We start from the raw sequence: 24751 nt of genomic DNA, 5'->3' as shown, positions 1-24751 counted from the left end.
ATGAGGAAGGCCCGGCGCAGCTCGCCGCTCTACGTCGCGTTGCTCGTCGCGTCGGGTCTCGTGGTCGGCCGGCTGCTGCCGCCGCTGGCCGTCCGCCTCGACGGCACGTCGCCGCCCGTCCCCGGCTGGGGCGCCGCGATCGTCCTGCTCTGCGGGGCCATCGCCGTCGGCGCCCTCGCGTGGGGCACGTGGCAGCGCCTGCACCGCGACAAGCGTCGCTTCACCGCCCACCACGCCATCCGACTCGTCGCGCTGGCCAAGGCCGCGGTCCTCGTCGGCGGCGTCTTCACGGGCGGCTACGCGGGCTACGCACTGGCCTACCTGGGCTCGTCCACCGAGCTCGGCGAGCTGCGCTTCTGGCGTGCCGCTGCCGCCGCCGGTGCAGCGTTGCTGCTGCTCGTCGCCGCCTTGTGCCTGGAGTGGGCCTGCCGGCTCCCGTCGGGCGACGACGAGGAGACCACCTCCGAGGTCGGCCCCTCACCCGCCTGAGCCTTCGTCCGTCTGGAGGAGCGGTGACCGGTCAACCGAACGGTGCCCTCATTCGGTTGAGTGCTCACCACCGAAGCGAGCGAGGGGTTGAGGACTCACCGCCGACGCCAGAACCTGCGCGGCGGCGGCACGTCGTGCTGCCACGTGGCGTTGCGCCAGGTCAGCAGGAGCCGCTCGTGGGCGCCCTTGGGCGCTCGTGCGGCGCTGATCGTGAGGGTGGCGCCGTCGCGCTCCACCGAGGTGGTGAGGTCGGCCGGGGCGTCGTCGCCCTGCTGCCAAGCCTGCCAGCGCAGCGTGACCTCACCGAGATCGCCGTCGCCGTCGACCTCGAGCCGGGCCGTGCGGCCGTCGAACGTGGCCGTCACACCCCGTAGGCGCACGCGCGAGTCCTTGCGGGCGAGCGCGTCGCGCGCGACCTCGGCCCAGTCGGCCAGGAACGACTCGTGTCCGTGCGCGATGGCGCCGGCGCGGGCGCGGGGGCGCATCGACTCGAGCCGCTCGCGGTCGGCCAGCAGGTCGAGGGTGGCGTGGGCCAAGCGGGCGGCGTCGCCCGGCGGCACCAGCACGCCGTCGACGCCCGACTCGATCTGCTCGGCCGGGCCGTACGGCACGTCGAACGCCAGCACGGGGCACTCGCGCATGCGCGCCTCGAGGATGAACAGCCCGTAGCCCTCGAAGCGGCTCGTGAGCCACGCGAGGTCGGCCTCCCAGAGCCGCTCGGCCGCGTCCGCGACGTGCCCGTGGAAGACCACGCGGTCGGCCACGTCGCGCTTCGCGGCACGGGCGCGCAGCGCCTCCTCCTCGTCGCCGTCGCCGTAGATCTCCAGCGTGGCCGTGGGGTGGCGCGGCGCCACGAGCGCGAAGGCGTCGATCGCGCGGTCGAGCTGCTTCTGCGGGTGCAGCCGCGCGATGACGACGATCCGCCCGGGCACGCGGGCGGGCGCGGGCGACGGCGGCTCCACGGCCTCCACCGGGTTGGCCACCACGTGGAGCTGCGGGAGGTCGCCGAAGCGCAGCCGCAGGTCGTGGCGCTGGCGCTCGGTGAGGGTGTTGATCGCGTCGAACCGGTCGACGTGCTCCAGCGACGAGGCGTACGAGGGCTCCAGCGGGGAGTCCCAGCGCCGGTCGCCGCGCAGGTGTGGGTTGTGCATCTGGTGCATGAGCACGAAGCGCGGGTCGTCCAGCAGGCCGAGCTCCTCGGCGACGAACCGGCTGTCGCTCACCAGGAACACGGCACCGCCGGCGGGGGCCAGCTGACGCGTCCACCAGCGCCACAGCGCGCCGAGCCCGTCGCCCGCCAGGACGACGCGGCCGTCGCGGTCGAGCACGCGGGTGTCGCCGGCCATGACGTCAGGCGGGGTGAAGGCGTAGGTCGTGCCGTCGGGGCGCAGGTACTCCCACGTGGTCTCGGTGCCGGCGGCGTCGAGGTGACGGCGGCGCCACACGTAGCCGTCCTCGGCGTCGTCCTCGGTCCGCGCGGGCTCGGGCACGGGAGCGGCCTCGACGGCAGGCAGCGCGCCCAGGTCGCGCTCACGGAGGTCCTCGTGGAGGTTGAGCAGCTGGCTCTCGGGCAGCAGCAGCCCGTCGGCGCGCAGGCCCGCCCGGATCGGCTCGTACGACGGCACGGGGTTGTAGGTCAGGATCGGGAAGTCGAGCCCGGCGGCGAGGAAGAGCCGGTGGCGCAGCAGCACCATCCGGGTCTGGCCGCCGGCGCCGAGCCGCACGTTGCCCACGACCGAGAACCAGGCTCCGTCGGGGAAGGCCGCGGCGGGCGCGCCCGGTGCTGCAGGGGAAGGCGACACGCGGCGAGCGTATAGCATCGACGCCGTCCGGGATGTTCGTCGAAGGCGTAGGTGACATGGGCAGGCTGCGGTCGCTCTCGCGGCGGGTGCTGGACCTCGCGACGGGTCCGGCGAAGCCCCTCGACGTGCTCGTGAAGGAGCTGCCGCCGCTCGTGCGCCGGCTGCCCAAGGACGTCGACGGCAGCGTGGAGGCCGACCTCCTCGCCCGGCTCCCCGAGCTCCTCCACGGCGTCGACCGCACGCAGCTCGTGCGTCGGCTGCCGTCGTGGGCGAAGGTCGCGTTGCACCACCTCGAGCACGACGACCTCGACGCCCTGCACGCGGCGCTGAACCTCGGACTGACCGACGTGCGCCAGTTCGCCGCGGGCGTGCACGAGGGCGAGCCCGTCGCCCACCTGCCCGGCTGGGACGACCCGAGCATCCCGCGCGAGGCGTTCGTGCTGGCCGACTCCGAGACCCGGTTCGCCGGCGAGGTCGTCCGGTCGCGCGTCGTCGGCGACCGCTTCGAGGCCGTGTTCCGGGCCGGCTTCGCGCACATCGACGTCCCGGGCGCCGTTCCCGAGCTGACCGTCCTCACGCCGGGCGTCCGCGCCGAGTGGACGGGCGAGACCTCCGGCCACCGCGGCGGCGCCGCGACGTGGCGCGAGACCTACGACCGCAGCACCTGGGCCGTCGACGTGGCGCTCTCGCGGCTCGGTCCCGAGCAGGCGCTCGAGGTCGAGGTGGAGGTCCGGCTCGCCGGCCGCACCGCCACCGGTCGAGTGGGCCTCGTCGCCGCGCCCGACCCGATCGGACCGGCCGTCGACGCGATCTCGCTGGAGCGCGGCACGATCGTCGTCAACGGCCGCGGCCTCGATGCCGCGCCGACGCTGGAGTCCGCGTCGGTGACGCTGGAGGCCACCGAGTTCGCCCGCCTCGGCTCGAGCTTCCGGGCCGTCTTCCCGGCCACCGCCGAGCGCTGGGGCCGTGGCGCCCTGCCGCTGCCCGTCGGCGACTACGCCGTCGTGTCCCAGGGCGACGCGCTGCCGCTCTCGGCCGACCTCGTCGGCTGGCCCACCGACCTCGAGGACGGACCTCTCGTCGGCCACACCACCGACGTGGGTCTGCGCCTCATCAAGCCGCGGCAGCGCGACGAGAACGCGATGTACGGGCAGCGCGACCTGCGCGAGGCCTACGCGGCGCTCGAGGTCGACGTGGACGCCCGCGCCGCGATGTTCCAGTGCTACTGGGCCGAGGTCGCCACCGACAGCCAGGCCGCGATCCACCGCGAGCTGCACCGCCGCGACCCGCGGATGCGGCTCTACTGGGGCGCGGTCGACCACTCCGTGCCGCTGCCCGAGGGCGCCAAGCGCGTGGTGGCCGGGACCCGCGAGTGGTACTCGGCGCTCGCCGCCTCGAAGTACCTCGTGAAGAACACCGAGGTCGGCACGTACACGCGCCTGCGGCCGGGCCAGGTCTACCTGCAGACCTTCCACGGCCAGCCCTTCAAGCGCATGGGACGCCCCGACTTCGCGCGCCGGATGGCGCCGTGGAAGGCGCAGTACGAGGCCACCGAGCGCCGCTCCGCCTACTGGCACGTGATCGCGCTGCCCTATCCCGAGGCGGCGGAGTTCTACCGCGAGGCCTACGACTGGGAGGGGCCGGCGTTCGACCACGGTCTGCCGCGCACCGACTCGCTGCTGGCCGACGACGCCGACGAGGTGCGCCGCGCGACGCGCCGCCTGCTCGGCATCCGCGACGACCAAGTGGCGGTCCTGCACGCCACCACGTGGCGCGAGGACCTGTCGCGCGGCGACAACACGTCGGCCGATCCCGGCCTGCTCGACGTGAAGGCGCTCGCCGAGGAGCTCGGCGACGACGTCGTCGTGCTGCAGCGCAGCCACCATTCCGTCGCCCGGTCCGACCAGCGTCACGGCAGCGGGGGAGGCGTCGTCGACGTCACGGACCACCCGGAGATCAACGACCTCGTGCTGGCCTCCGACCTCGCGATCCTCGACTACTCGTCGGTGCGGTTCGACTACGCGATCACCGGCAAGCCGATGATCTTCTTCGTCCCCGACCTGGAGAAGTACGAGCAGGAGCTGCGCGGCTTCCTGTTCCCGTTCGAGGAGTCCGCACCCGGTCCGGTCGTGCGTGACTCCGGCGAGCTGGCGGCACTCGTGCGCGACACCGCGTGGAGCTCCGAGTGCGCCGAGGCGTACGCCGCGTTCAACCAGCGGTTCAACCGGTTCCACGACGGGCACGCCGCCGAGCGCGCCGTCGACGGGCTGCTCGGGTGGGACGCGTGAGGCTGTTCCGCAAGGCGGCTCCCGAGCCACTGCTGAGCGTGATCGTGCCCGTGTACGACGTCGAGGAGTACCTGGCGGAGTGCCTGGACTCGATCCTCGAACAGCCGGAGGCGCCGTTCCAGGTCATCGTGGTCGACGACGGGTCGCCGGACGGCAGTGCGAAGATCGCGCGGAAGCACGCCCGCCGCGATGCTCGGGTGACGGTCGTGACCCGCCCGAACGGCGGCCTCAGTGCCGCGCGCATGACCGGCATCGAGCACGCCACGGCGCCGTACCTGACGTTCGTCGATTCCGACGACCGGGTGAACGCGATCGGTCTGTGGGAAGGGCTGGACTCCTTGCAGAGGACGAGTGCGGACTATGCGCTGCTGCCGTACCAGCAGTTCCGCGACCTGGGATCCATCAGTCCCACGCCGCCTTGGGTCGCCGAGTTCTACGACGAGCGCACGAGCACCGTCGTCGCGCACGAGCACCCCGAGATCCTGGCGCAGGCGACGGCGTGGTCGAAGGTGTACCGCCGCAGCTTCTGGGACCGTGCCGGTCTGGCGTTCCGCGAGGGCGTCCTCTACGAGGACCAGGAGGTCACGGCGCGGGCGTTCGCGGCGGCCGATCGCATCGACCTCGTGCCGTACCCCACGTACCTCTGGCGGGTGCGGCCCGGCTCCATCACGCGTGAGGCCACCGAGCGGTCCATCGGCGCGTTCTTCGACGCGATCGCGTTGAGTCTCGATGCGCTCGACACTGTGCCCGGTGCCCGCGCCGCGCGCGCCTCGCAGGTGCTGTCGAACGACGTGCCGCGGTACCTCCGCACGCTCGCGAAGGTCGAGGACGAGGGGTATCGCGAGCGGCTGTTCCGCGGGGCGCTCGACCTGCTGGCGGAGCCGGACCTCGATCTCGCCGAGGCGCCGGCCGAGGCGCGGGTCGTCTACGCGCTGCTGCGGGCCGGACGCGCGTCCGACGTCGCGACGTTCGTCGAGCAAGGCGGGTTCGAGCTCGCCTCGCTCCGATCGGACGAGGTGGGTGGGGAGCCCGCGCTGGTCTTTCCCTTCACGGGCGACCCGGACGTGCCCGACGAGGCGCGTGTCCTGTCGCAGCGGCAGACGCCGCTCGACGCGACGATCCTGCGGGCGCACCTCGACGAGTCCGGCCTGCGCCTGACGGTCGCCGCGTGGCTGCGCCATGTCGACGGCGATGCGCCGACGTGTCGTGCCTGGCTGCGCGACATCACGGGCTGGGAGCGCGAGTTCACCGTGGCGCCCTCCGCGGAGTTCATCGGCCATCGGGTCCGCACCACCCGCCGCAGCAACGAGGACAGTGTCTGGGATCTCGAGCTGGAGCTGCCCGACCTCGACGACGTCGACTCGTCGGAGCTCGTGCTGGAGGTGACACATCGCGGACGAACGCGTCGAGAGGTCGTCACCCGGATCGATCCGACGGGCTCGGCCGCGATCCGCCAGCGGGCTGGCGACGTCGCTCTGACGGGCGAGGAGCCGTGGGCGCTGACGATCGACGAGGTCGTGCCGTGGGAGGGCGACCTGAGGGACCCGGCGGCGATCGAGATCCCGGCCGAGATCGGCGAGCACGAGGTGCCCGGGCTGGTCGACCAGTCGCTGGCGCTCCGGCTGCCGTGGGACGTCGAGATGGAGGACCGGCAGGGGTACCTCGCGCTCGGCGGGCCGCGCCGGCTGAAGGTGGTCGTGCAGCCGCAGGTGCCGCGCGAGCAGCTGACCTTCTGGTGGCAGCGCGACCACGCATCGAGCTCGGATTGATGCTTGTTGTGTTGGGCCCAATGCGGTAGACTCAGAACATCAGTTCGAGGGTCGTCGGGGGACGCGTGCATCGGGTGTTCAGTCAGATCGAGTCGGGGCCGCGGGCTCTCGATGCGGCACTGGCGTGCGACCTGACCGAGCTCACCGCCGACGAGCTCGTCCGGCTGAATCGGCTGGCGCAGGACCTCGTGCGCAAGGCCACGGCGCTGGGGCTCGCGGCGATGGCCGAGGCCTCCCGCGCCGAGGCGCACCGTGCGGCCGGGGAGATCTCGATGGCCGCGCTCGTCGCCCGGGAAGCTGGGGTCTCGCGTCGCGAGGCGGCCCAGCAGGTCCGCCTGGCCCAGCAGCTCGAGACCGCGCCCGTGCTGCGCGAGGCCCTCGGTCGCGACGGAATGTCGGCCGACAAGGCCCGCATCGTCACCGAGGCCCTCCAAGGCCTTCCGGCCGACCTCACCACCGACGAGCGGCGCGCCGTCGAGTCCGACCTCACCGCGGCCGCGCCCGACCTCCCGCTCGAGCAGCTGCGCCGCAAGGCCCGCCGCGCGGTCGAGGTCGTCGACGTGCGCCGCGCCGACGCGATCGAGAACCAGCTCCTCGACGGCGAGGAACGCCGCAGGCCGCCGAGGCCTCGTTCTGGATGATCCGACCCGATCCCGCCACCGGCCTGGTCAAGGGCGGCTTCGAGGTCGACGCCGTCACGGGCGACCTGCTGCGCTCCCTCATGGACTCCGCCACGGCGCCCCGCAAGCAGGACGGCGTCATCGATCGTCGGCGCGCCCAGGGCGAGGCGTTCGTCCGGCTCGTGCGCCACCTGCCGAAGGACGGCTTCGGCAACCACGGCGGCGTGCCGGCCACGCTCGTCGTCACGGTCGACGAGGCCAGCCTGCGAGGCGCCACCGACCGCGCCGGGGTCACCGAGCACGGCACGGCCGTCTCCGCCGGCCAGCTCCGGCGCCTCGCCTGCGACGCGGGCATCCTGCCCCTGGTGCTGAGCGGCGAGTCCCAGGTCCTCGACCTCGGGCGCGAGGAGCGGCTCCACTCCGTCGCCCAGCGACGGGCACTGGCGCAGCGCGACCTCGGCTGTGCCTTCCCCGGCTGCGACCGGTCACCCGGCTGGTGCGAGAGCCACCACCTCGTGCCGTGGTCACGCGGCGGTCCCACCACCGTCGACGACGGGGTGCTGCTCTGCTCACGCCACCACCACGAGGTGCACGACCGCGACTGGGATCTCCGACTCCATCCCACCGACCAGATCGTCGAGTTTCGCCGGCGTCCCGGCGAGCCCTGGCGACGCAACCACCACTACCGACCCCTGAGCCTCACCGGGTGACCCGACCCGCGCCCACCGATCGGTAGGTTGACCGGATGGATCTCGTGCGCAGGATCGTGCAGCGGCTGCGCCGGCACGGCGACGCCCCGTCGCCGCCGGCCCTCGCCAAGCGCGTGCGCACCGCCTTCCGGCTCGACGCCCAGCAATGGCGGGCCCTCGTCGCCGAGGCCGAGTCCGGAGCCGCCACCTGGAACCGCGCCGACTGGCTCGACCTGCCCGTCCGCGACCGCGCGGCCCTCTACGCGGCCGCGCACGGCGACCGCGAGACCGTGGACCGGCTGGCAGAGTCGCGCACCGTCCACGGGCCCTCGTTCCTCGTCCATCGCGGCACGCATCGCATCGACCTCGGCGAGGGCATCGAGGTTCCCGGCTGGCTGCTCGCCGCGCAGGAGCACGACCTCGCCCTCCGCGTCACCGTCGAGGCCGCCGGCTCGTCGCCCGTGTACGTCGCCGGCACCAGCTTCATCTCCGGCCTCGCCTTCGACCCCGACGTCGACACCGTCGCGGTGACCGCGACGACGAGCGACGGCACCGTCGAGGCGGACGTCACGATGCGGCCCGACCCGGTCGCCGACGCCGAGAGCGGGGAGCGGTGGGCCGACCAGACCGGCGCGTCCTGGTGGACCGCGATCGGCCTCGACCGTAGCCAGCCGATCACCCTCACCGTCACGGTCACGTCCGACCAGGTCGTCCGCACGGCCGAGGTCGTCGTGCCCGCGCTCGACGGAGCCGTGCCCCTCGCCGTCGTCCCCACCGCGTCCGGCGTCCGCCTCGCCGCCGGCGACCACGAGCTGACCGTGGCGGCCGTCTCCGAGGCCTGGGGAGGCGGGCCGTCCCCACTGCACCTCGACGCCCGCGTCGACCGGTTCGGTGCGGCCGCCACCATTCCCGCCGGTCGCTTCGCCGTCACCGCCGACGTGCCCCTCGACCTCGCCGACCCGGCAGCGCTGGCGCTGCCCCTGGCCGAGCGGGCGATCGACCTCGTCGACCTGCTCGTCACGGCACGCGGCTGGACCTCCGGCGAGCCCGGCGTCGCCCTCGTCGTCAGGAACCCGATCCCCGTGGAGGACCGGGGCCGCCGTCGTCAGCGACTCCTCCTCGACGAGGTCCGCGAGAACGCCGGTCCGCTGCGCGACCGTGCCGTCGCCATGTGCTTCGGCGGCAGCGGTGCCGGCGACAGCGTGGCACCCGTCGCGCGTGAGCTGGTCCGTCGCGGCATCCCCGTCGACTTCGTCGTCACCGACCACTCCGTCGCCGTGCCCGAGGGCTCCCGTCCGATCCTGCTGCACTCCCGCGAGTGGCACGACGCGTTCACCCACGCGAGGTACCTCGTCAACAATGCGGAGTTCCCGCACTACGTCCGCTTCCGCGAGGGTCAGCGCTACCTCCAGACCTGGCACGGCACCCCGCTCAAGCGGATCGGCCGCGACATCGCCTCGCCGCGGCTCTCGGCCGGCTACACCGCGGCGATGGCGCGCGAGGCCGGCGCGTGGGAGGCGCTGCTCGCGCAGAACTCCTTCGCCGCAGGCGTGCTGCCGCAGGCGCTCGGCTTCGACGGCCGGGTCATCCTCGAGGGCTACCCGCGCAACGACGCGCTCGCCGGAGAGGGGGCCGATCTCCTGCGGCAGTCCACGCGCGAGGCGCTCGGGCTCGGCGACGAGCGCGTCGTCCTGTACGCCCCCACGTGGCGCGACACCGCCCGCACCGAGCAGGGCCGCCGCGCCTTCGTGTCGCACCTCGACGCGGCGCGGGTGCACGAGCGCACCGGCGCCACCGTCCTGCTCCGCAGCCACAGCAACGCCGCGGCGGGGCGAGGCCGGATCAGCTCACCCGGCGTCCTCGACGTCACCGCGCACCCCGACATCACGGCGCTGCTCGCCGCCGCCGACGTGCTCGTCACCGACTACTCCTCGGTGATGTTCGACTTCGCCGTCACCGAGCGGCCCCAGGTGCTGCTCGTGCCCGACGTGGAGGAGTACCGCGACGACCGCGGCTTCTACCTCGACCTCCAGGAGACGCCGCCGGGACCGATCGCGACCTCCACCGACCAGGTGATCGAGGCGCTCGCGGGAGCCTCGTCGGACCAGGCGCGCGCGTTCCGCCAGCGGTACGCCCCGCTCGACGACGGCCACGCCGCCGCGCGCGTGGTCGACGCGTGGCTGGGACCTCAGGAGCCGAGCAGCCCCAGCAGGTAGCCGCCGTAGCCGCTCTTCACGAGGGGGCGGGCCAGCTCGGCCAGCTGCTCGTCGGAGAGCCAGCCCAGCCGCCACGCGATCTCCTCGGGGCACGAGACCTTCAGCCCCTGCCGCTTCTCGATCGTGCGGACGAACGCGCCCGCGTCGGCGAGGTCGTCGAACGTGCCGGTGTCGAGCCAGGCGGTGCCGCGCGGCAGCACCTCCACCTGCAGCGTGCCCTCGTCGAGGTACGTGCGGTTGAGGTCGGTGACCTCCAGCTCGCCTCGCGCGGACGGCCGCAGCGCGCGGGCGCGCTCGACCACCGTGTCGTCGTAGAAGTACAGGCCCGGCACGGCGTAGTTGCTGCGCGGGACGCTCGGCTTCTCCTCCAGGGAGATCGCCCGCCCCTCGGCGTCGAACTCCACCACGCCGTAGGCTCGCGGGTTGGCCACGTGGTAGCCGAACACCGCAGCACCGACGGTCTGGTCGAACCGCTGCAGGTTCGTGCCGAGGCCCGCGCCGTAGAAGATGTTGTCGCCCAGGACCAGCGCCGAGCCCTGGTCGCCGATGTGGTCGGCACCGATGAGGAACGCCTGCGCGAGGCCGTCGGGCGACGGCTGCTGCGCGTACGTCAGGTTGATCCCGAACCGCGACCCGTCGCCGAGCAGGCGCTGGAACGCCTCGGCGTCGTGGGGCGTCGTGATCACCAGGATGTCGCGGATGCCCGTGGCCATGAGGGTCGACAGCGGGTAGTAGATCATCGGCTTGTCGTAGACGGGCACCAGCTGCTTGCTGACCCCGAGCGTGATCGGGTGCAGCCGCGATCCGGTTCCTCCGGCCAGGATGATGCCGCGCATGGGTGCACCCTACTGTGGCCAAGACCGCCCCGGAGGGGGTTCGATCAGCGTTACGCTCGGCCCCATGCGCCGACTGATGGTCACCGGGGGAGCCGGCTTCATCGGGTCCAACTTCGTCCGCCACGTGGTGGAGCACTCCGACGACCACGTCACCGTCCTGGACAAGCTGACCTACGCCGGCAGCCGTGAGTCGCTCGCCGGGCTGCCCGAGGACCGGGTGCGCCTCGTGGTCGGCGACGTCGCCGACGCCGAGCTGGTCCACTCGCTCGTGACCGACGCCGATGCGGTGGTCCACTTCGCCGCCGAGTCGCACAACGACAACTCGCTCGTCGGGCCGCGGCCGTTCCTCGACACCAACATCGTCGGCACGTACACGCTGCTCGAGGCCGTCCGCGCCCACGACGTGCGCTACCACCACATCTCCACCGACGAGGTCTACGGCGACCTCGAGCTCGACGACCCGCAGCGCTTCACCGAGTCGACCCCCTACAACCCGTCGAGCCCGTACTCGTCCACGAAGGCCGGCTCGGACCTGCTGGTGCGGGCGTGGGTGCGGTCGTTCGGGGTGCGCGCGACGATCTCGAACTGCTCCAACAACTACGGGCCGTGGCAGCACCTCGAGAAGTTCATCCCGCGCCAGATCACGGGCCTCATCGACGGCGTGCGGCCGCGGCTCTACGGCGAGGGTCGCAACGTGCGCGACTGGATCCACGTCGACGACCACAACGCCGCCGTCCTGACGATCCTCGAGCGCGGCCGCCTGGGCGAGACCTACCTGATCGGCGCCGACGGGGAGCGGTCGAACCGCGAGGTGGTCGAGGCGCTGCTGGCGCTGTTCGGTCGCGAGCCCGACGACTTCGACCACGTCACCGATCGGGCGGGTCACGACCTGCGGTACGCGATCGACTCGACGAAGCTGCGCACCGAGCTCGGTTGGACGCCGCGCTTCGCCGACTTCTCGGCGGGACTCGCCGACACCGTGCAGTGGTACCGCGACCACGAGGACTGGTGGCGGCCCGCGAAGGCGGCCACCGAGGCCAAGTACGCGGCGCTGGGCCAGTAGGGGAGCGCGATGAGGATCGAGACGGCACCCGTCCCCGGCCTGCTGGTGGTGCACCTGGACGTGCACGAGGACAACCGCGGCTGGTTCAAGGAGAACTGGCAGCGCGAGCGGATGGTCGCGGCCGGCCTGCCCGACTTCGGGCCGGTGCAGCAGAACGTCTCCTTCAACGCCGCCGCGGGCACGATCCGCGGCATCCACGCCGAGCCGTGGGACAAGTACGTGTCGGTGGCGGCGGGCCGGGCGTTCGGGGCGTGGGTCGACCTGCGCGAGGGGGAGTCGTTCGGCGCCACCTTCTGGACCGAGCTCGACCCGCGCACGGCCGTCTTCGTGCCGCGCGGGGTCGCCAACTCGTTCCAGGTGCTCGACGACGACACGGCCTACTCGTACCTCGTGAACGAGCACTGGAGCCCCGACGCGGTCTACGCCAACGTCAACCTGCTCGACCCCGAGGTCGCGATCCCGTGGCCGCTGCCGGTGGGCGAGATGTCCGAGAAGGACCGCGCCCACCCGCTGCTGGCCGAGGTCGCCCCGATGGCGCCGCGACGCACGGTCGTGATCGGCGCGGGCGGCCAGCTCGGCCGGGCGCTGCAGCAGGTGCTGCCCGACGCCGAGTTCCACGACCTCCCCGAGGTCGACCTCGCGCGCCCCGAGACCCTCGACTCGATCGACTGGAGCGGCGTCGGCACGCTGATCAACGCCGCCGCCTACACGAACGTGGACGGCGCCGAGACGCCCGAGGGCCGGCGGCTGTGCTGGGCGATCAACGTCACCGGGGTCGCCGCGATGGCGCGGATCGCGAACGACCGCGGCCTGACGTTCGTCAACGTCTCGAGCGACTACGTCTTCGACGGCACGGTCGAGGAGCACCGCGTGGACGAGCCCGTCTCCCCGCTGGGCGTCTACGGCCAGACGAAGGCGGCCACCGAGGCGGTGACGTCGGTCGTCCCGCGGCACTACCTCGTGCGCACCAGCTGGGTCGTGGGCGAGGGCGCGAACTTCGTCGACACGATGCGCCGGCTCGCGCGCGAGGGCGTCTCGCCGTCGGTGGTGAACGACCAGCACGGCCGGCTGACGCCCGCGTCGGTGCTGGCCGAGGGCATCGTCGACCTGCTGCGGTCCGAGGCGCCGTACGGCATCCACCACGTCACGGGCCGCGGCCCGGTGGAGTCGTGGGCCGACATCGCGCGCCGGGTCTTCGCCGAGGAGGGCCGCGACCCCGCCGACGTCCGCGGCGTCAGCACCGAGGAGTACCTCGCCGGCCGCCCCGCCGCCCCCCGCCCCCGCCACTCCGCGCTGCGGCTGCCGGAGTGACGGTTTCCCCGGTTAACCGGGGAAACTGTCACTTCACGAGGTTCGCAACCCTCGTGAAGTGACAGGAAACCTCGTTCAGTGGGCCGGATAGGGTGACCGGGTGGCGCGCACCCTGACCCCGATCGACCTCGCCGAGTTCGCGCAGATCTGCGCGCGCATCGACGCCGGCGAGGCCGACCGCGCCGACCTCAAGGCCGCCACGAAGCACCTGCTGGCCCTGCTCCAGCGCAAGGCGCCGGGGCACAGCGTCGAGGTCCGCATCCCGCCGTTCGCCGCGATCCAGTGCATCGCCGGGGCGAGCCACACGCGCGGCACCCCGCCGGCGGTCGTCGAGACCGACGCCGAGACCTGGATCGCCCTCGCGCGCGGCCGGCTCGCCTGGGCCGACGCGTCCGTGCGGGCCAGTGGCGAGCGATCCGACCTCTCGCCACTGCTGCCGCTCGTCCCCTGAAGCCGCTCGCTAGGGTCTTCCCCATGCGCGTGCGACTCCTGCTCCTGTCGGTCCTGGCCCTCCCGCTCCTCGCGGCCTGTGGAGGCGGCGACGACTCCGACGCCGGCTCGAGCGAGTGCTCGTACGTCGAGGAGTCCGCGGCCGCGAAGGACGCGAAGCTCCCGCCGTCCGACTTGCTCGCCCCCGAGCAGCTCACGGTCAAGACCAACCGCGGCGACTTCGGCCTCACGCTCACGCCCGACACCGCGCCGTGCACCGTGAACTCGTTCGCGTCGCTGGCCGAGCAGGGCTACTTCGACGGCACGAAGTGCCACCGCCTCGTGCCCGGCTTCGTGCTGCAGTGCGGCGACCCGTCCGCCACGGGCACCGGCGGCCCCGGCTACAGCTTCGACGACGAGCTGACCGGCGACGAGACCTACCCCGCCGGCACGCTCGCCATGGCCAACAGCGGCCCCGACACGAACGGCTCGCAGTTCTTCATCGTCCTCGAGGACGCCGCGCTGCCCGCCGCCTACACGGTCTTCGGCACGGTCGACGAGGCCGGGATGGAGGCCGCCCGCGCCATCGCCGAGGAGGGCAACGGCGCGGACGGCGTCGCTCCGAAGAACGACGTCGTGATCGAGTCGGTCTCCTGACTCAGACCTGGCGGCCGCTCGACCAGTAGGGCTTGCGCAGGTCGCGCTTGAGGATCTTGCCCGAGGGGTTGCGCGGCAGGAGCTCGACGATGTCGATGCTCCGCGGCACCTTGTAGTGCGCCAGCTGCTCGCGCGCCCACGCGATGATCTCGGCCTCGGTCGCCTCGGCGCCGGGCCGCAGCGCGACGACCGCCTTGACCGACTCGCCCCACGTGTCGTCGGGGACGCCGATGATCGCGACCTCGAGGAGCGCCGGGTGCTCGGAGAGCACGCGCTCGACCTCGGGGGAGTACACGTTCTCGCCGCCGGTGATGATCATGTCCTTGATCCGGTCCTCGACGTAGACGTAGCCGTCGGCGTCGATCCGCCCGATGTCGCCGGTGCGGACCCAGCCGTCGCCGGCATAGAGCTCGGCGGTCGCCTCGGGCTTGCCGTGGTAGCCGGGCGTGGCCTGGTCGGTCCGGAACCACAGCTCGCCGGGCTCGCCGGGAGCGACGTCCTGCAGCGTCGCCGGGTCGACGACGCGCGCCTCGACGCCGGGGATCGGCTTGCCGGCCGACAGCAGCCGCTCGGGGTGCTCGAGGTCGCGGTGCTCGTCGTCGTGCAGCATCGTCACGACGCCGCAGAACTCGGTGAGGCCGTACACCTGGTAGAACGCCGTGTCGGGCCAGTGCTCCTGCGCCCCGCGCAGGATCGTGAGCGGCATCGGCGCCGCGCCGTAGGAGAAGCCGCGCAGGCCGCTGAAGAGCTTCATCGCGTCGGGCCCGGCCTGCAGCAGCATCGCCACCACGGCGGGCACGAGGAACGCGTGGGTGACGCCGGACATCATCGCGCCGGCCAGGGCGGTGGGCTCGACCTCGCGGATGATGTGCCCGGGTACCCGGTTCTTGAGGCCGAACATCGCGTAGGACGTGCCGCCGACGTGGAACATCGGCATCGCGATGAGCATCTTGGCGCCCTCGCCGTAGGCGATGCCGGTGTCGGCGGCCTCGGTGTGGGCGACGAGGTTGCGCTGGGTCAGCAGCACGCCCTTGGGGCGTCCGGTCGTGCCCGAGCTGTACATGATGACGACCGGGTCGTCGGCGGTGACGTCGTCGGCCTGCTCGAGAGGCTCGCCCGCGGACTGCCAGGCCTCGAACTCGTCGGCGTCGCCGCCCATCACGACGATCCGCTCGACCGTGGTGAGCCTCTCGTGGATGACCTCCACCTGGTCGAGCAGCTCGTGCCCGACGAACAGCAGCTTCGCGCCGGCGTCGTTGATCGTGTAGTCGAGCTCGTCGCCGGCGAGGCGCCAGTTGACGATCGCCGTGGCCGCGCCGACCAGGCTCGCGCCCAGCACCAGCTGCAGGATCGCGGGGTTGTTCTTGTCGACGACGGCGATGTGGTCGCCGTGCCCGATGCCCTCGGCGCGCAGCGCGCCCGCGGTGCGCCGGACCGACTCCCAGACCTGCGCCCAGGTCCACTCGCGCCCTTCGTAGATCCAGCCGGTCTCGTCGGGCGAGGCCTGCGCGGCGGCGCGCGCGTGGTCGGCGATGAAGGCGGCATCGGTCATGAGGTCTCCTGGAGGCCGGTGGTGAGGTGCGTCACACGCTAGTGCTCCGGAGCGCCGCAGGGAAGACTTCCAGTCAAGGTTGACTGTTAATGAGGATTCCGGCTTTCCGGTGCCGGTCGGGGAACGCGCCGACGGCCGGTAGACTGGGACCCGTGCCCCGCGGAGATGGTCTCCTGACCCACGAGCTCGACCCCAGCGACGCCGGCCCCCAGGACGCCTGTGGCGTGTTCGGGGTCTGGGCCCCCGGTGAGGAGGTCGCCAAGCTCACCTACTTCGGTCTCTACGCCCTGCAGCACCGCGGGCAGGAGTCGGCCGGCATCGCCGTGAGCAACGGCCGGCAGATCCTCGTCTACAAGGACATGGGCCTGGTGTCCCAGGTCTTCGACGAGGCCACCCTGGAGTCCCTCGCCGGCCAGATCGCGATCGGCCACGCGCGCTACTCCACCACCGGCGCCAGCGTGTGGCAGAACGCCCAGCCCACGTTCCGGCCCACCGCCCAGGGCTCGGTCGCGCTGGGCCACAACGGCAACCTGACCAACACCCACGAGCTCGTCCAGCTGCTGCGCGAGCGCACCGAGGGCGACGCGAAGTCCGCCTCCGCCGAGACCGCCACCACCGACACGTCGGTCATGGCCTCGCTGCTGGCGTCCTACCGCGACCGCTCGGTCGAGGACGCGGCGCTCGAGGTGCTGCCGCAGCTGCGCGGCGCCTTCTCCCTCGTCTTCATGGACGAGACCACGCTCTACGGCGCGCGCGACCCGCAGGGCATCCGCCCACTCGTGCTGGGCCGGCTCGAGCGCGGCTGGGTCATCGCCAGCGAGACCGCCGCCCTCGACATCGTCGGCGCCTCGTACATCCGCGAGATCGAGCCCGGCGAGTTCGTGGCGATCGACGAGAACGGCCTGCGCAGCAGCCGATTCGCCGAGGCCGCGCCGAAGGGCTGCATCTTCGAGTACGTCTACCTCGCCCGCCCCGACACCACGATCAACGAGCAGCGCGTGTTCAGCGTGCGCGAGCGGATCGGACGCAAGCTCGCGAACACCGCGCCCGTCGAGGCCGACCTCGTGATCCCGGTGCCCGAGTCGGGCACGCCCGCCGCGATCGGCTACGCCGAGGAGAGCGGCATCCCGTTCGGCCACGGCCTGGTCAAGAACTCCTACGTGGGCCGCACGTTCATCCAGCCGTCGCAGACGATCCGCCAGCTCGGCATCCGGCTCAAGCTCAACCCGCTGCGCGACGTCATCGCCGGCAAGCGCCTCGTCGTCGTCGACGACTCGATCGTGCGCGGCAACACCCAGCGCGCGCTGGTGCGGATGCTGCGCGAGTTCGGCGCGGCCGAGGTGCACGTGCGCATCTCCAGCCCGCCGGTGAAGTGGCCGTGCTTCTACGGCATCGACTTCGCCTCGCGCGCCGAGCTGATCGCCAACGGCCTGAGCGTCGACGAGATCTGCCGCTCGATCGGCGCCGACAGCCTGTCCTACGTCTCGCTCGACGACCTGATCGAGGCGACGCACGTCCCCGCGGACAACCTGTGCCGCGCCTGCTTCGACGGCATCTACCCGGTGGAGCTGCCGGACGACGACCTCATCGGCAAGCACCTGCTGGAGCTGCCGCACAACGGGACCGAGCCCCTGAAGGTGATCCAGTGACCTCGTACGCCTCCGCCGGAGTCTCCATCGAAGAGGGCGACCGCGCGGTCGAGCTCATGAAGCAGTGGGTCGCCAAGGCCACCCGCCCCGAGGTCGTCGGCGGCATCGGCGGCTTCGCCGGCCTCTTCGACGCCTCGGCCCTGAAGGACTACCGCCGCCCCCTGCTGGCCACCAGCGCCGACGGCGTGGGCACCAAGGTCGCGATCGCGCAGCGCATGGATCGCCACGACACGATCGGGTTCGACCTGGTCGGCATGCTCGTCGACGACCTCGTCGTCTGCGGCGCCGAGCCGCTGTTCCTGACCGACTACATCGCCTGCGGCAAGGTCGTCCCCGAGCGCATCGCCGACATCGTCAAGGGCATCGCCGCGGCGTGCGCCGAGACCGGCACCGCGCTGCTCGGCGGCGAGACCGCCGAGCACCCGGGCCTGCTGGGCGCCGACGAGTACGACGTCGCCGGCTCCACCACCGGCGTGGTCGAGGCCGACCGCCTGCTCGGCGCCGACCTCGTGCGCGACGGCGACGTCGTGATCGCGATGGCCTCGTCCGGCCTGCACTCCAACGGCTACTCGCTCGTGCGCCACGTCTTCTTCGAGAAGGCCGGCTGGGAGCTCGACCGCGAGGTGCCCGAGTTCGGCCGCACCCTCGGCGAGGAGCTGCTGACCCCCACTCGCCTCTACACCAAGCCGTGCCTGGCGCTGGCCGACGGCGTCGAGGTCCACGCGATGTCCCACATCACCGGTGGCGGCCTCGCGGCCAACCTCGAGCGCGTGCTGCCCGACACGGTGTCGGTGCGGCTCGACCGGTCCTCGTGGACGCCGGCGCCCGTCTTCACCCTCGTCGGCGAGCTCGGCGGCGTATCCCAGGCCGACCTCGACCAGGCGCTCAACATGGGCGTCGGCATGGTCGCGATCGTCGCGCAGGACGCGGCCGACGCGGCGGTCTCGCTGCTGTCCGATCAGGGCGTCGACGCGTGGATCGCGGGCGAGGTCGCGGCGGCCGATGTGCACGGCAAGGGCGGCTCCGTCACCCTCGGCTGAGAATATTCGCTGCAATCCCGGCTCCCGCACTCGCCGAGCCGGGGCCGCTTCATGCGATCTGGGAGTGTTTGGGTACGCTGGTACCACGACATACTGGACCACTGAGTGCGAGGGGGTCGAGCCCATGGGCCGCGGCCGTGCCAAAGCGAAGCAGACCAAGGTCGCTCGCGATCTCAAGTATCGGACATTGGACACTGACTTCAATGATCTCGAACGAGAACTTCACGGAGAGTCCGGGGATCCCATCCCGGATCAGTACGCTGATCTCGCCAAGAAACTGGGAGGCCCTGCCGCCAGTTGAGCGGTAGGGCAGACGTCTCTCCCCGCCCTCGGGCGGAACCCACCGAATCGTCACCCGTGGGGCACCTGTGTGCCCCACGGGTCTCGGTGCTGCTCCCTCAGCGCGACAGCTGGCTGGGCCACCAGAACCGGCGGCCGCACAGGGCCACCAGCGCCGGCGTCGCGACACCGCGCACCAGCACGGTGTCCAGCAGCACGCCGAAGCCGACGACGACGCCGAGCTGTGCCAGCAGCACGAGCGGCAGCACGCCCAGCACGGTGAACACGGCGGCCAGCAGGACGCCGGCGCTCGTGATGACGCCGCCGGTCACGGCGAGCGCCTTGACGATCGACTCGGTGGCGTCGTGCGTCAGCGCCATCTCCTCGCGCGCCCGCGCGGTGAGGAAGATGTTGTAGTCCACGCCCAGGGCGACCAGGAAGATGAACGCGAGCAGCGGCGTGCTGACGTCCATCGCCGACCAGCCGAGCACGTGGTCGAACAGCAGCCAGCCGACGCCCAGCGCCGACAGGTAGGACAGCACGGTGGTCGCGCAGAGCACCACCGCGGCCACGACCGAGCGCAGCAGGATCAGCAGCATCAGCAGGACGATCACCAGCACCACCGGGATGACCTTGAGGCGGTCGTCGGCGGCGGTCTGGGCCTCGTCGAGCGCCTGGGCGTCCGGTCCTCCGACGAGGGCGTCGGGATCGGCGTCCTTCACGGCGCTGCGGAGGTCCTCGATCGTGCTCAGGGCCTGCTCGCTCTCGGGCGCGACCGAGAGCACGACCTGCACCTCGGCGACGTCGTCGGAGGCGCCGGCGGGGCGGGCGCTCTCGACGCCCTCGACCTCGTTCGCGGCGGCCGTGACGTCCTCGACCTTGTCGGGCGTGGTCGCCACGGTGGTGGGCGCCGAGATGCCGGCGGGGAACGCGTCCTGCAGCGTCTCCTGGGCCTGGATCGACTCCGGCGTGTCGAGGAACTGCTCGCTCTGGCCGAGACCGGTCGAGAGGGTCAGCGCGCCAGCGGCCATGGCGCCGAGCACGGCGATCGAGGCGATCGCGACGGGCCACGGGCGCGACGTGACGGTCCTGCCCACGCGGTACCACCAGCCACGCTCGCTGGGGTCGTCGTCGCCATTGCGGGGCACGAACGGCCAGAAGAGCCAGCGGCCCGGCAGCACCATCGCCGACGGCAGGATCAGCAGCGCGAACGCCACCGCGATGACCAGGCCGATGGCACCGGCCAGGCCGATGCCGCTCACGAAGGGGGAGTCGGCGATCAGCAGGGAGAGCAGCGCGAGGATCACGGTGCCCGAGCTCGACAGGATGGCCGGTGCGGCGCCGCCGACGGCGGTCCGCATCGCCTCGTGGCGGGACTCGTGGCGACGCAACTCCTCGCGGTAGCGGGCGATGAGCAGCAGGGCGTAGTTGGTGCCGGCGCCGAACACCAGGACCGACGTGATGCCGGTGATCGAGCCGTCGATCTCGAAGCCGAAGAGGCCGGAGGCGCCCTCGAGCACCTTCGCGGCCACGCGGTCACCGATGCCGATGACGGTGAGCGGCACGAGCCACAGCCACGGGCTCCGGTAGGTGACGATCAGCAGCACCGCGACGACCGCGGCGGTGACGGCGAGCAGGCGCACGTCGGCGCCGTCGAACACGGCACCGAGGTCGGCCTGGACGGCAGGGGCGCCGGTCACCTCGGCCGTGACGCCGTCGGGCAGGTCCTGCTTGGCGACCTCGCGGATGCGGTCGACCAGCTCGGCGTTCTCGTCGTTGCTCAGGCCGGACTTCACCGGGATCGCGACGATCGCGGCGGCGCCGTCCTCCGACGGCACGGGCGGGCTGGCCTGGAGGTCGAGCTCGGAGCCCAGGGTCTGCGCGCGCTCGCCGAGCGCCTGCAGGTCCTGCGGCGACAGGCCCCCGTCACGCGAGTAGACGACGATCGCGGGGGACTCGTCGGCCTCGGGCAGCTGGTCGAGCAGCGCCGCGGCACGCGAGGCCTCGGCCGAGTCGGGGAGGTTCGAGCCGGCCTCGTTGCCCGAGGTCGGCTCGGGGGCGAAGGCCATGACCAGACCGGAGACGATCAGTCCCAGCAGCACCACGACGATGGATCGGCGCGGGCCCACGAGGCGCGCGAGGGGGAAGGACCGATGGTCGACGGGTTTCACGCTAGAAGGCTAAGCGATCTAACTATCTCCCGCTGACGGCGGGCGGGCCCCGCCCGCCCGCCCCTCGGCTCAGCCCAGGTGGATCTGGCTCAGCCGCCCGATCTCGCGGATCCGCTGCTCGGCCTGGCGGTCGGCGGCCTCGGCCGTGGTGATCCCCTCGGCGGCGGAGCGCTCGAGGACGGCGAGCGTGGTGTCGAAGATCCCGGTGGCGCGCGCCTTGGCGCGGTCGAAGGAGAAGCCGCTCGGGTCGAGCTCGTCGGCCACCTGGATGACGCCGCCGGAGTTCACGCAGTAGTCGGGCGCGTAGACGATGCCCCGGTCGGCGACCAGCTTGCCGATGCCGTCGTGGGCCAGCTGGTTGTTGGCCGCACCGGCGACGACCTTCGCCGTCAGCGCCTCGACGGAGACCTCGTTCAGCGCGCCGCCCAGCGCGCACGGGGCGTAGACGTCGAGGTCGGCGGCGATCAGCTCCTCCGTGGAGCCGGCGACCTCGAGGGACGGGAAGCGGTCGCGCAGGCGCGCCACGGCCTCGGCGTCGATGTCGGTGACCACCACCCGGGCGTCCTCCTCGACGAGGTGCTCGGCGAGGTGGCGGCCGACCTTGCCGACGCCGGCGATGCCGACCCGCTTGCCGGCCAGCGACGTGCCGCCCCACGTGAACTGGGCGGCCGCGCGCATGCCCTGGTAGACGCCGAAGGCGGTCAGGACGCTGGAGTCGCCGGCGCCGCCGTGGTCGACCGTGCGGCCCGTGACGTAGTCGCACTCGCGGGCGATGACGTCCATGTCGGCCGAGTAGGTGCCCACGTCGCACGCGGTGAAGTAGCGGCCGTTGAGCGTCTGCACGAAGCGGCCGTAGGCGCGCAGGAGCGCCTCGGACTTGTCGGTGTGCGGGTCGCCGATGATGACGGCCTTGCCGCCGCCGAGGTCGAGCCCGGCGAGCGCGTTCTTGTAGGCCATGCCCTGGCTGAGGTTGAGGACGTCGGCGAGCGCGTCGGTCTCGCTGGCGTACGGGAAGAAGCGGGTGCCGCCCAGGCCGGGCCCGAGGGCCGTGGAGTAGAGGGCGATGATCGCCCGGAGTCCGGAGGCCTCGTCGTGGCAGAAGACCACTTGCTCGTGGTGGGTGCCGAAGCTGCTGGGCGTGCTCATGTTCCCTCTTCCTGGGTCGGCGGGGGTGGTGCCGGCCTGTCGGTGTGGTTGGTGCGCGACCGGGGGTGGTGGTCGCTGTGACCCACGTTACTCGTGCACGTCCCCGGCGGCGGCACGACGGGCGAGGTTGCGGTCCATGCGCCGGAAGAACGGCGCCGTCGCGCGCGTGACGACGCCGGGCAGCAGCGCCATCGAGGTCTCGCCGGCGACGCCGAACGCGCTCGTCACGCGCGAGGGCCGCGAGACGACGGCGCGCTCGATCCAGCGGCTCGCCTCGTCCGGACCCATCATCCTCATCGCGCGGTAGATCTCGGTGCCGCCCGACATCTCGGTGCGCACCATCGGGAAGTGCACGACCGTCGTGGTGATGCCGCGGTGGCCGAGCTCGGCCGACAGTGACCGCAGGTAGGACTCGAGCGCGCTCTTGCTGGCCAGGTAGGCCGAGAACAGGGGGATCGGCACCTGGGTCGAGAGCGTGGAGCTGATCGTGACGTGCCCGCGCCCTTGCTCGAGCATCGACGGCAGCACGAGCGAGATGAGCCGCACGGCCGCGAAGTAGTTGATGGCCATGACGCGCTCGTGGTCGTGGAGGCGGTCGAGCGATGCGGTGATCGGCCGCCGGATGGAGCGCGCCGCGTTGTTCACGAGCACGTCGATGCGGCCGTGCTCGGCCAGGACCCGCCCGACGACATCGCGCGCGGCGGCGTCGTCCGTGAGGTCGACGGGATAGGCGTGCGCGTCGCCTCCGGAACCCCGGATCGCCTCGGCGACGGCGGCCAGCTCGTCGGCGCGACGGGCCAGCAGGCACACGGTGGCGCCCCGCGCGGCGAGCCGGTGCGCGGCCGCGGCGCCGATGCCGCTCGAGGACCCCGTGATGACGATGACCTGACCCGCCGGATCGATGCCCATGGGCTGTGATCGTAGTCACAGACGACGGCGTATCGTGGTGGGGTGCTGGCCGAACTCCTGGACCCGATGAAGAACCCGCTGACGTACGCGGTGCCGTTCTTCCTGCTGAGCATCGCGATCGAGCTGGCGGCCCTGAAGTGGCTCGACCACGACGACAACGTCACCGGCTACGCGCTCAAGGACGCACGGACCTCCATCTCGATGGGCGTCGGCTCGATCCTGTTCCTCACGGTCTTCAAGATCATCACGTTCTTCGCCTTCGTCTTCGTGTTCGCGCACTTCGCGCTGTTCGAGCTCGACACCGGTGCGTGGTGGTACTGGCCGGCCCTGATCGTGGGCCTGGACTTCTGCTACTACTGGCACCACCGCTTCAGCCACCGCGTGCGGATCGGCTGGGCCGGACACCAGGCGCACCACTCCAGCGAGTTCATGAACTTCGGCACCGCCCTGCGGCAGAAGTGGAATCCGTGGTTCGAGTTCTTCTTCTGGCTGCCGCTGCCGCTGCTGGGCTTCGCGCCGTGGACCCTGTTCGCCGCCTTCGCGATCAACCTCATCTACCAGTTCTTCGTGCACACCGAGGTCGTCGGGAAGCTGCCGCGGCCGATCGAGTGGGTGTTCAACACGCCCTCGCACCACCGCGTGCACCACGGCTCGGATCCGGAGTACCTGGACAAGAACTACGGCGGCATCCTCATCGTCTGGGACCGGCTGTTCGGCACGTTCCAGGCCGAGCTGCACCGGCCGCGTTACGGCCTCACCCACCCGGTCGAGACGTACAACCTGCTGACGCTGCAGTACGGCGACTACCGCAAGATGGCCGCCGACGTCCGTGCGGCGTCGTCGTGGCGCGAGCGCGTGGGCTACGTGCTCGGGCCGCCCGGGTGGAAGCCCGACGGCTCGATCGACCGCGGCCGCACCGAGGCCGGCACGCGCTGACGCGGCAGGCGGGTGAGCCCCGATCCTCCTAGGCTGGCAGCACCGACTCCGCACCACCGAGAGGATCCCCGATGGCCACGAGCAAGGTCGAGAAGAAGCTCCGCGAGACGATCTCCACGATCAACGACCTCCGCGGTGAGCTGAAGAAGGTCCGCAAGGCGGCCACCAAGTCCACCTCGTCGGAGATCAGGAAGGTCCGCGAGGAGCTGGCGCAGGTGCGCGAGACCACGGCGAAGCAGATCGCCGACCTCACCGCGATGGTGGCGCGCCTGGCGCCCGACGTGGTCAAGCCGGGCTCCACCGCGACGCCGCCGCCGGCCGAGCCCACCCCCGCGCCGGCCGAGCCCTCGCGACCCACGGACTCCCCGGTGGAGGCCGCGCACGGCGACCCCCTCGGCTCGGCCGCCCGCAGCGCCAGGAAGACGCCCGCGAAGAAGACGACGAAGAAGGCTCCTGCGAAGGCCGACGAGACCACCTCGTTCGCCGGCGAGGCGCTGGCCGCCTCCGACGCGAGTGGACCGGTCGACGCGGAGGTCCCCGGCACGGCCCCTGCCGCCGAGGTCACCCCCGTCGCGAAGAAGACCTCGGCGAGGAAGACGACCACGAAGAAGGCCACGACCGCGAAGAAGGCGACGCCCGCGAAGAAGGCGACGACGGCGAAGACCACCACGGCCAAGAAGGCTCCGGCGAAGAAGACCGCCACCGCCACGAAGGCACCGGCGAAGAAGGCCGGCGCCACCTCCACCGCGAAGCGCGCGAGCGCCCAGGGTCGCAAGACCGCCGCGCGCAAGGCCACGAAGGCCGCCACGCCGGCCGCATCGCCCGTGACGCCGCCGGCCACGCCGGACAACCCGGCGAGCGCGGACACGCCCGCCTCGGACTGAGGCGCGTCGCCGGCCT

The 24751-nt window shown here is 72.3% G+C and carries 21 protein-coding genes; 15 read left to right on the top strand and 6 right to left on the bottom strand.

Annotated elements, in window-relative coordinates; all coding sequences use genetic code 11:
- A complete protein-coding gene (locus tag BJ975_RS13090) occupies nt 1-489 on the top strand; it encodes a DUF3180 domain-containing protein (protein WP_179426613.1) in 489 nt (162 codons plus the stop codon).
- A 95-nt stretch (nt 490-584) separates the two neighbouring features.
- Here the strand turns inward: BJ975_RS13090 and BJ975_RS17160 are convergent, their stop codons facing one another.
- A complete protein-coding gene (locus BJ975_RS17160; RefSeq protein ID WP_179426611.1) occupies nt 585-2291 on the bottom strand; it encodes a glycosyltransferase in 1707 nt (568 codons plus the stop codon).
- Nucleotides 2292-2347: 56 nt separating this feature from the next.
- Here BJ975_RS17160 and BJ975_RS13080 point away from each other — a divergent pair, with 56 nt between their 5' ends.
- The 5 genes from BJ975_RS13080 (at nt 2348) to BJ975_RS13060 (ending at nt 9873) form a co-directional block, all read left to right on the top strand.
- Nucleotides 2348-4579, top strand: a complete 2232-nt coding sequence (locus BJ975_RS13080) for a CDP-glycerol glycerophosphotransferase family protein (protein ID WP_179426609.1) — start codon at nt 2348-2350, stop codon at nt 4577-4579.
- Nucleotides 4576-6348 carry a glycosyltransferase gene (locus tag BJ975_RS13075; RefSeq protein ID WP_179426607.1) on the top strand — a complete coding sequence of 591 codons (1773 nt, stop codon included), beginning with the start codon at nt 4576-4578 and terminating at the stop codon, nt 6346-6348. Before BJ975_RS13080 ends, BJ975_RS13075 begins: the two co-directional genes overlap by 4 nt.
- A 74-nt stretch (nt 6349-6422) precedes the next feature.
- Entirely contained in the window at nt 6423-6989 is a 567-nt protein-coding gene (locus tag BJ975_RS13070; protein WP_179426605.1) for a DUF222 domain-containing protein, read from the top strand.
- Nucleotides 6986-7678: an HNH endonuclease signature motif containing protein gene (locus BJ975_RS16835; protein WP_179426603.1), complete on the top strand. Its 693-nt coding sequence runs from the start codon at nt 6986-6988 to the stop codon at nt 7676-7678. Before BJ975_RS13070 ends, BJ975_RS16835 begins: the two co-directional genes overlap by 4 nt.
- 35 nt (nt 7679-7713) lie before the next feature.
- A complete protein-coding gene (locus tag BJ975_RS13060) occupies nt 7714-9873 on the top strand; it encodes a CDP-glycerol glycerophosphotransferase family protein (protein WP_179426601.1) in 2160 nt (719 codons plus the stop codon).
- Here BJ975_RS13060 and rfbA read toward each other — a convergent pair.
- A complete protein-coding gene (gene rfbA / locus BJ975_RS13055; protein WP_179426599.1) occupies nt 9846-10709 on the bottom strand; it encodes a glucose-1-phosphate thymidylyltransferase RfbA in 864 nt (287 codons plus the stop codon). The genes BJ975_RS13060 and rfbA overlap by 28 nt on opposite strands.
- A 64-nt stretch (nt 10710-10773) precedes the next feature.
- Between rfbA and rfbB the strand changes: the two genes are divergently transcribed.
- The 4 genes from rfbB (at nt 10774) to BJ975_RS13035 (ending at nt 14169) form a co-directional block, all read left to right on the top strand.
- Nucleotides 10774-11772 carry a dTDP-glucose 4,6-dehydratase gene (gene rfbB, locus BJ975_RS13050; protein WP_179426597.1) on the top strand — a complete coding sequence of 333 codons (999 nt, stop codon included), beginning with the start codon at nt 10774-10776 and terminating at the stop codon, nt 11770-11772.
- A gap of 9 nt (nt 11773-11781) precedes the next feature.
- Complete coding sequence (locus tag BJ975_RS13045) at nt 11782-13083, top strand: sugar nucleotide-binding protein (protein ID WP_179426595.1); 1302 nt, start codon at nt 11782-11784, stop codon at nt 13081-13083.
- 100 nt (nt 13084-13183) lie between these two features.
- Nucleotides 13184-13534, top strand: a complete 351-nt coding sequence (locus tag BJ975_RS13040; RefSeq protein WP_179426593.1) for a sterol carrier family protein — start codon at nt 13184-13186, stop codon at nt 13532-13534.
- 23 nt (nt 13535-13557) lie between these two features.
- Nucleotides 13558-14169, top strand: coding sequence for a peptidylprolyl isomerase (locus tag BJ975_RS13035; RefSeq protein ID WP_179426591.1), 612 nt, complete (start codon nt 13558-13560; stop codon nt 14167-14169).
- A gap of 1 nt (nt 14170) precedes the next feature.
- On the opposite strand, the gene BJ975_RS13030 is transcribed toward BJ975_RS13035, so the two are convergent.
- Nucleotides 14171-15721, bottom strand: coding sequence for a long-chain-fatty-acid--CoA ligase (locus tag BJ975_RS13030; RefSeq protein ID WP_179426589.1), 1551 nt, complete (start codon nt 15719-15721; stop codon nt 14171-14173).
- A gap of 152 nt (nt 15722-15873) precedes the next feature.
- On the opposite strand from BJ975_RS13030, the gene purF reads away from it, so the two are divergent.
- From purF to BJ975_RS13015, 3 genes are all read left to right on the top strand, one after another.
- Nucleotides 15874-17370, top strand: coding sequence for an amidophosphoribosyltransferase (purF, locus tag BJ975_RS13025; RefSeq protein WP_179426587.1), 1497 nt, complete (start codon nt 15874-15876; stop codon nt 17368-17370).
- Complete coding sequence (gene purM, locus BJ975_RS13020; protein ID WP_179426585.1) at nt 17367-18410, top strand: phosphoribosylformylglycinamidine cyclo-ligase; 1044 nt, start codon at nt 17367-17369, stop codon at nt 18408-18410. The genes purF and purM overlap by 4 nt, the downstream gene beginning before the upstream one ends.
- Before the next feature lie 124 nt (nt 18411-18534).
- Nucleotides 18535-18711 (top strand): DUF3073 domain-containing protein, encoded by a 177-nt coding sequence (locus BJ975_RS13015; RefSeq protein WP_179426583.1) that lies wholly within the window; start codon nt 18535-18537, stop codon nt 18709-18711.
- A 97-nt stretch (nt 18712-18808) separates the two neighbouring features.
- On the opposite strand, the gene BJ975_RS13010 is transcribed toward BJ975_RS13015, so the two are convergent.
- From BJ975_RS13010 to BJ975_RS13000, 3 genes are all read right to left on the bottom strand, one after another.
- Nucleotides 18809-20860 carry an MMPL family transporter gene (locus BJ975_RS13010; RefSeq protein ID WP_218845917.1) on the bottom strand — a complete coding sequence of 684 codons (2052 nt, stop codon included), beginning with the start codon at nt 20858-20860 and terminating at the stop codon, nt 18809-18811.
- A gap of 69 nt (nt 20861-20929) precedes the next feature.
- Entirely contained in the window at nt 20930-22006 is a 1077-nt protein-coding gene (locus BJ975_RS13005) for a Glu/Leu/Phe/Val dehydrogenase dimerization domain-containing protein (protein WP_179426581.1), read from the bottom strand.
- Nucleotides 22007-22093: 87 nt separating this feature from the next.
- Complete coding sequence (locus BJ975_RS13000; RefSeq protein WP_218845915.1) at nt 22094-22915, bottom strand: SDR family NAD(P)-dependent oxidoreductase; 822 nt, start codon at nt 22913-22915, stop codon at nt 22094-22096.
- A 42-nt stretch (nt 22916-22957) separates the two neighbouring features.
- Between BJ975_RS13000 and BJ975_RS12995 the strand changes: the two genes are divergently transcribed.
- Together BJ975_RS12995 and BJ975_RS12990 are read left to right on the top strand one after the other, a co-directional pair.
- The gene (locus BJ975_RS12995) at nt 22958-23851 is read left to right on the top strand and encodes a sterol desaturase family protein (RefSeq protein WP_269305188.1); all 894 of its coding nucleotides are present in this window, start codon (nt 22958-22960) and stop codon (nt 23849-23851) included.
- Nucleotides 23852-23922: 71 nt separating this feature from the next.
- Nucleotides 23923-24735, top strand: a complete 813-nt coding sequence (locus BJ975_RS12990) for a hypothetical protein (protein WP_179426579.1) — start codon at nt 23923-23925, stop codon at nt 24733-24735.
- The last annotated feature ends 16 nt before the right edge of the window (nt 24736-24751 follow it).

Source organism: Aeromicrobium tamlense (assembly GCF_013408555.1).
Lineage (GTDB): Bacteria > Actinomycetota > Actinomycetes > Propionibacteriales > Nocardioidaceae > Aeromicrobium > Aeromicrobium tamlense.
This window is presented reverse-complemented; position numbering and strand designations above follow the sequence as displayed.

Coding starts and splice junctions, on each gene's coding strand:
- BJ975_RS13090 (WP_179426613.1), top strand. CDS start 1: ATGAGGAAGGCCCGGCGCAGCTCGCCGCTCTACGTCGCGTTGCTCGTC.
- BJ975_RS13080 (WP_179426609.1), top strand. CDS start 2,348: ATGGGCAGGCTGCGGTCGCTCTCGCGGCGGGTGCTGGACCTCGCGACG.
- BJ975_RS16835 (WP_179426603.1), top strand. CDS start 6,986: ATGATCCGACCCGATCCCGCCACCGGCCTGGTCAAGGGCGGCTTCGAG.
- BJ975_RS13060 (WP_179426601.1), top strand. CDS start 7,714: ATGGATCTCGTGCGCAGGATCGTGCAGCGGCTGCGCCGGCACGGCGAC.
- rfbA (WP_179426599.1), bottom strand. CDS start 10,709: ATGCGCGGCATCATCCTGGCCGGAGGAACCGGATCGCGGCTGCACCCG.
- rfbB (WP_179426597.1), top strand. CDS start 10,774: ATGCGCCGACTGATGGTCACCGGGGGAGCCGGCTTCATCGGGTCCAAC.
- BJ975_RS13045 (WP_179426595.1), top strand. CDS start 11,782: ATGAGGATCGAGACGGCACCCGTCCCCGGCCTGCTGGTGGTGCACCTG.
- BJ975_RS13035 (WP_179426591.1), top strand. CDS start 13,558: ATGCGCGTGCGACTCCTGCTCCTGTCGGTCCTGGCCCTCCCGCTCCTC.
- BJ975_RS13030 (WP_179426589.1), bottom strand. CDS start 15,721: ATGACCGATGCCGCCTTCATCGCCGACCACGCGCGCGCCGCCGCGCAG.
- BJ975_RS13015 (WP_179426583.1), top strand. CDS start 18,535: ATGGGCCGCGGCCGTGCCAAAGCGAAGCAGACCAAGGTCGCTCGCGAT.
- BJ975_RS13005 (WP_179426581.1), bottom strand. CDS start 22,006: ATGAGCACGCCCAGCAGCTTCGGCACCCACCACGAGCAAGTGGTCTTC.
- BJ975_RS13000 (WP_218845915.1), bottom strand. CDS start 22,915: ATGGGCATCGATCCGGCGGGTCAGGTCATCGTCATCACGGGGTCCTCG.
- BJ975_RS12990 (WP_179426579.1), top strand. CDS start 23,923: ATGGCCACGAGCAAGGTCGAGAAGAAGCTCCGCGAGACGATCTCCACG.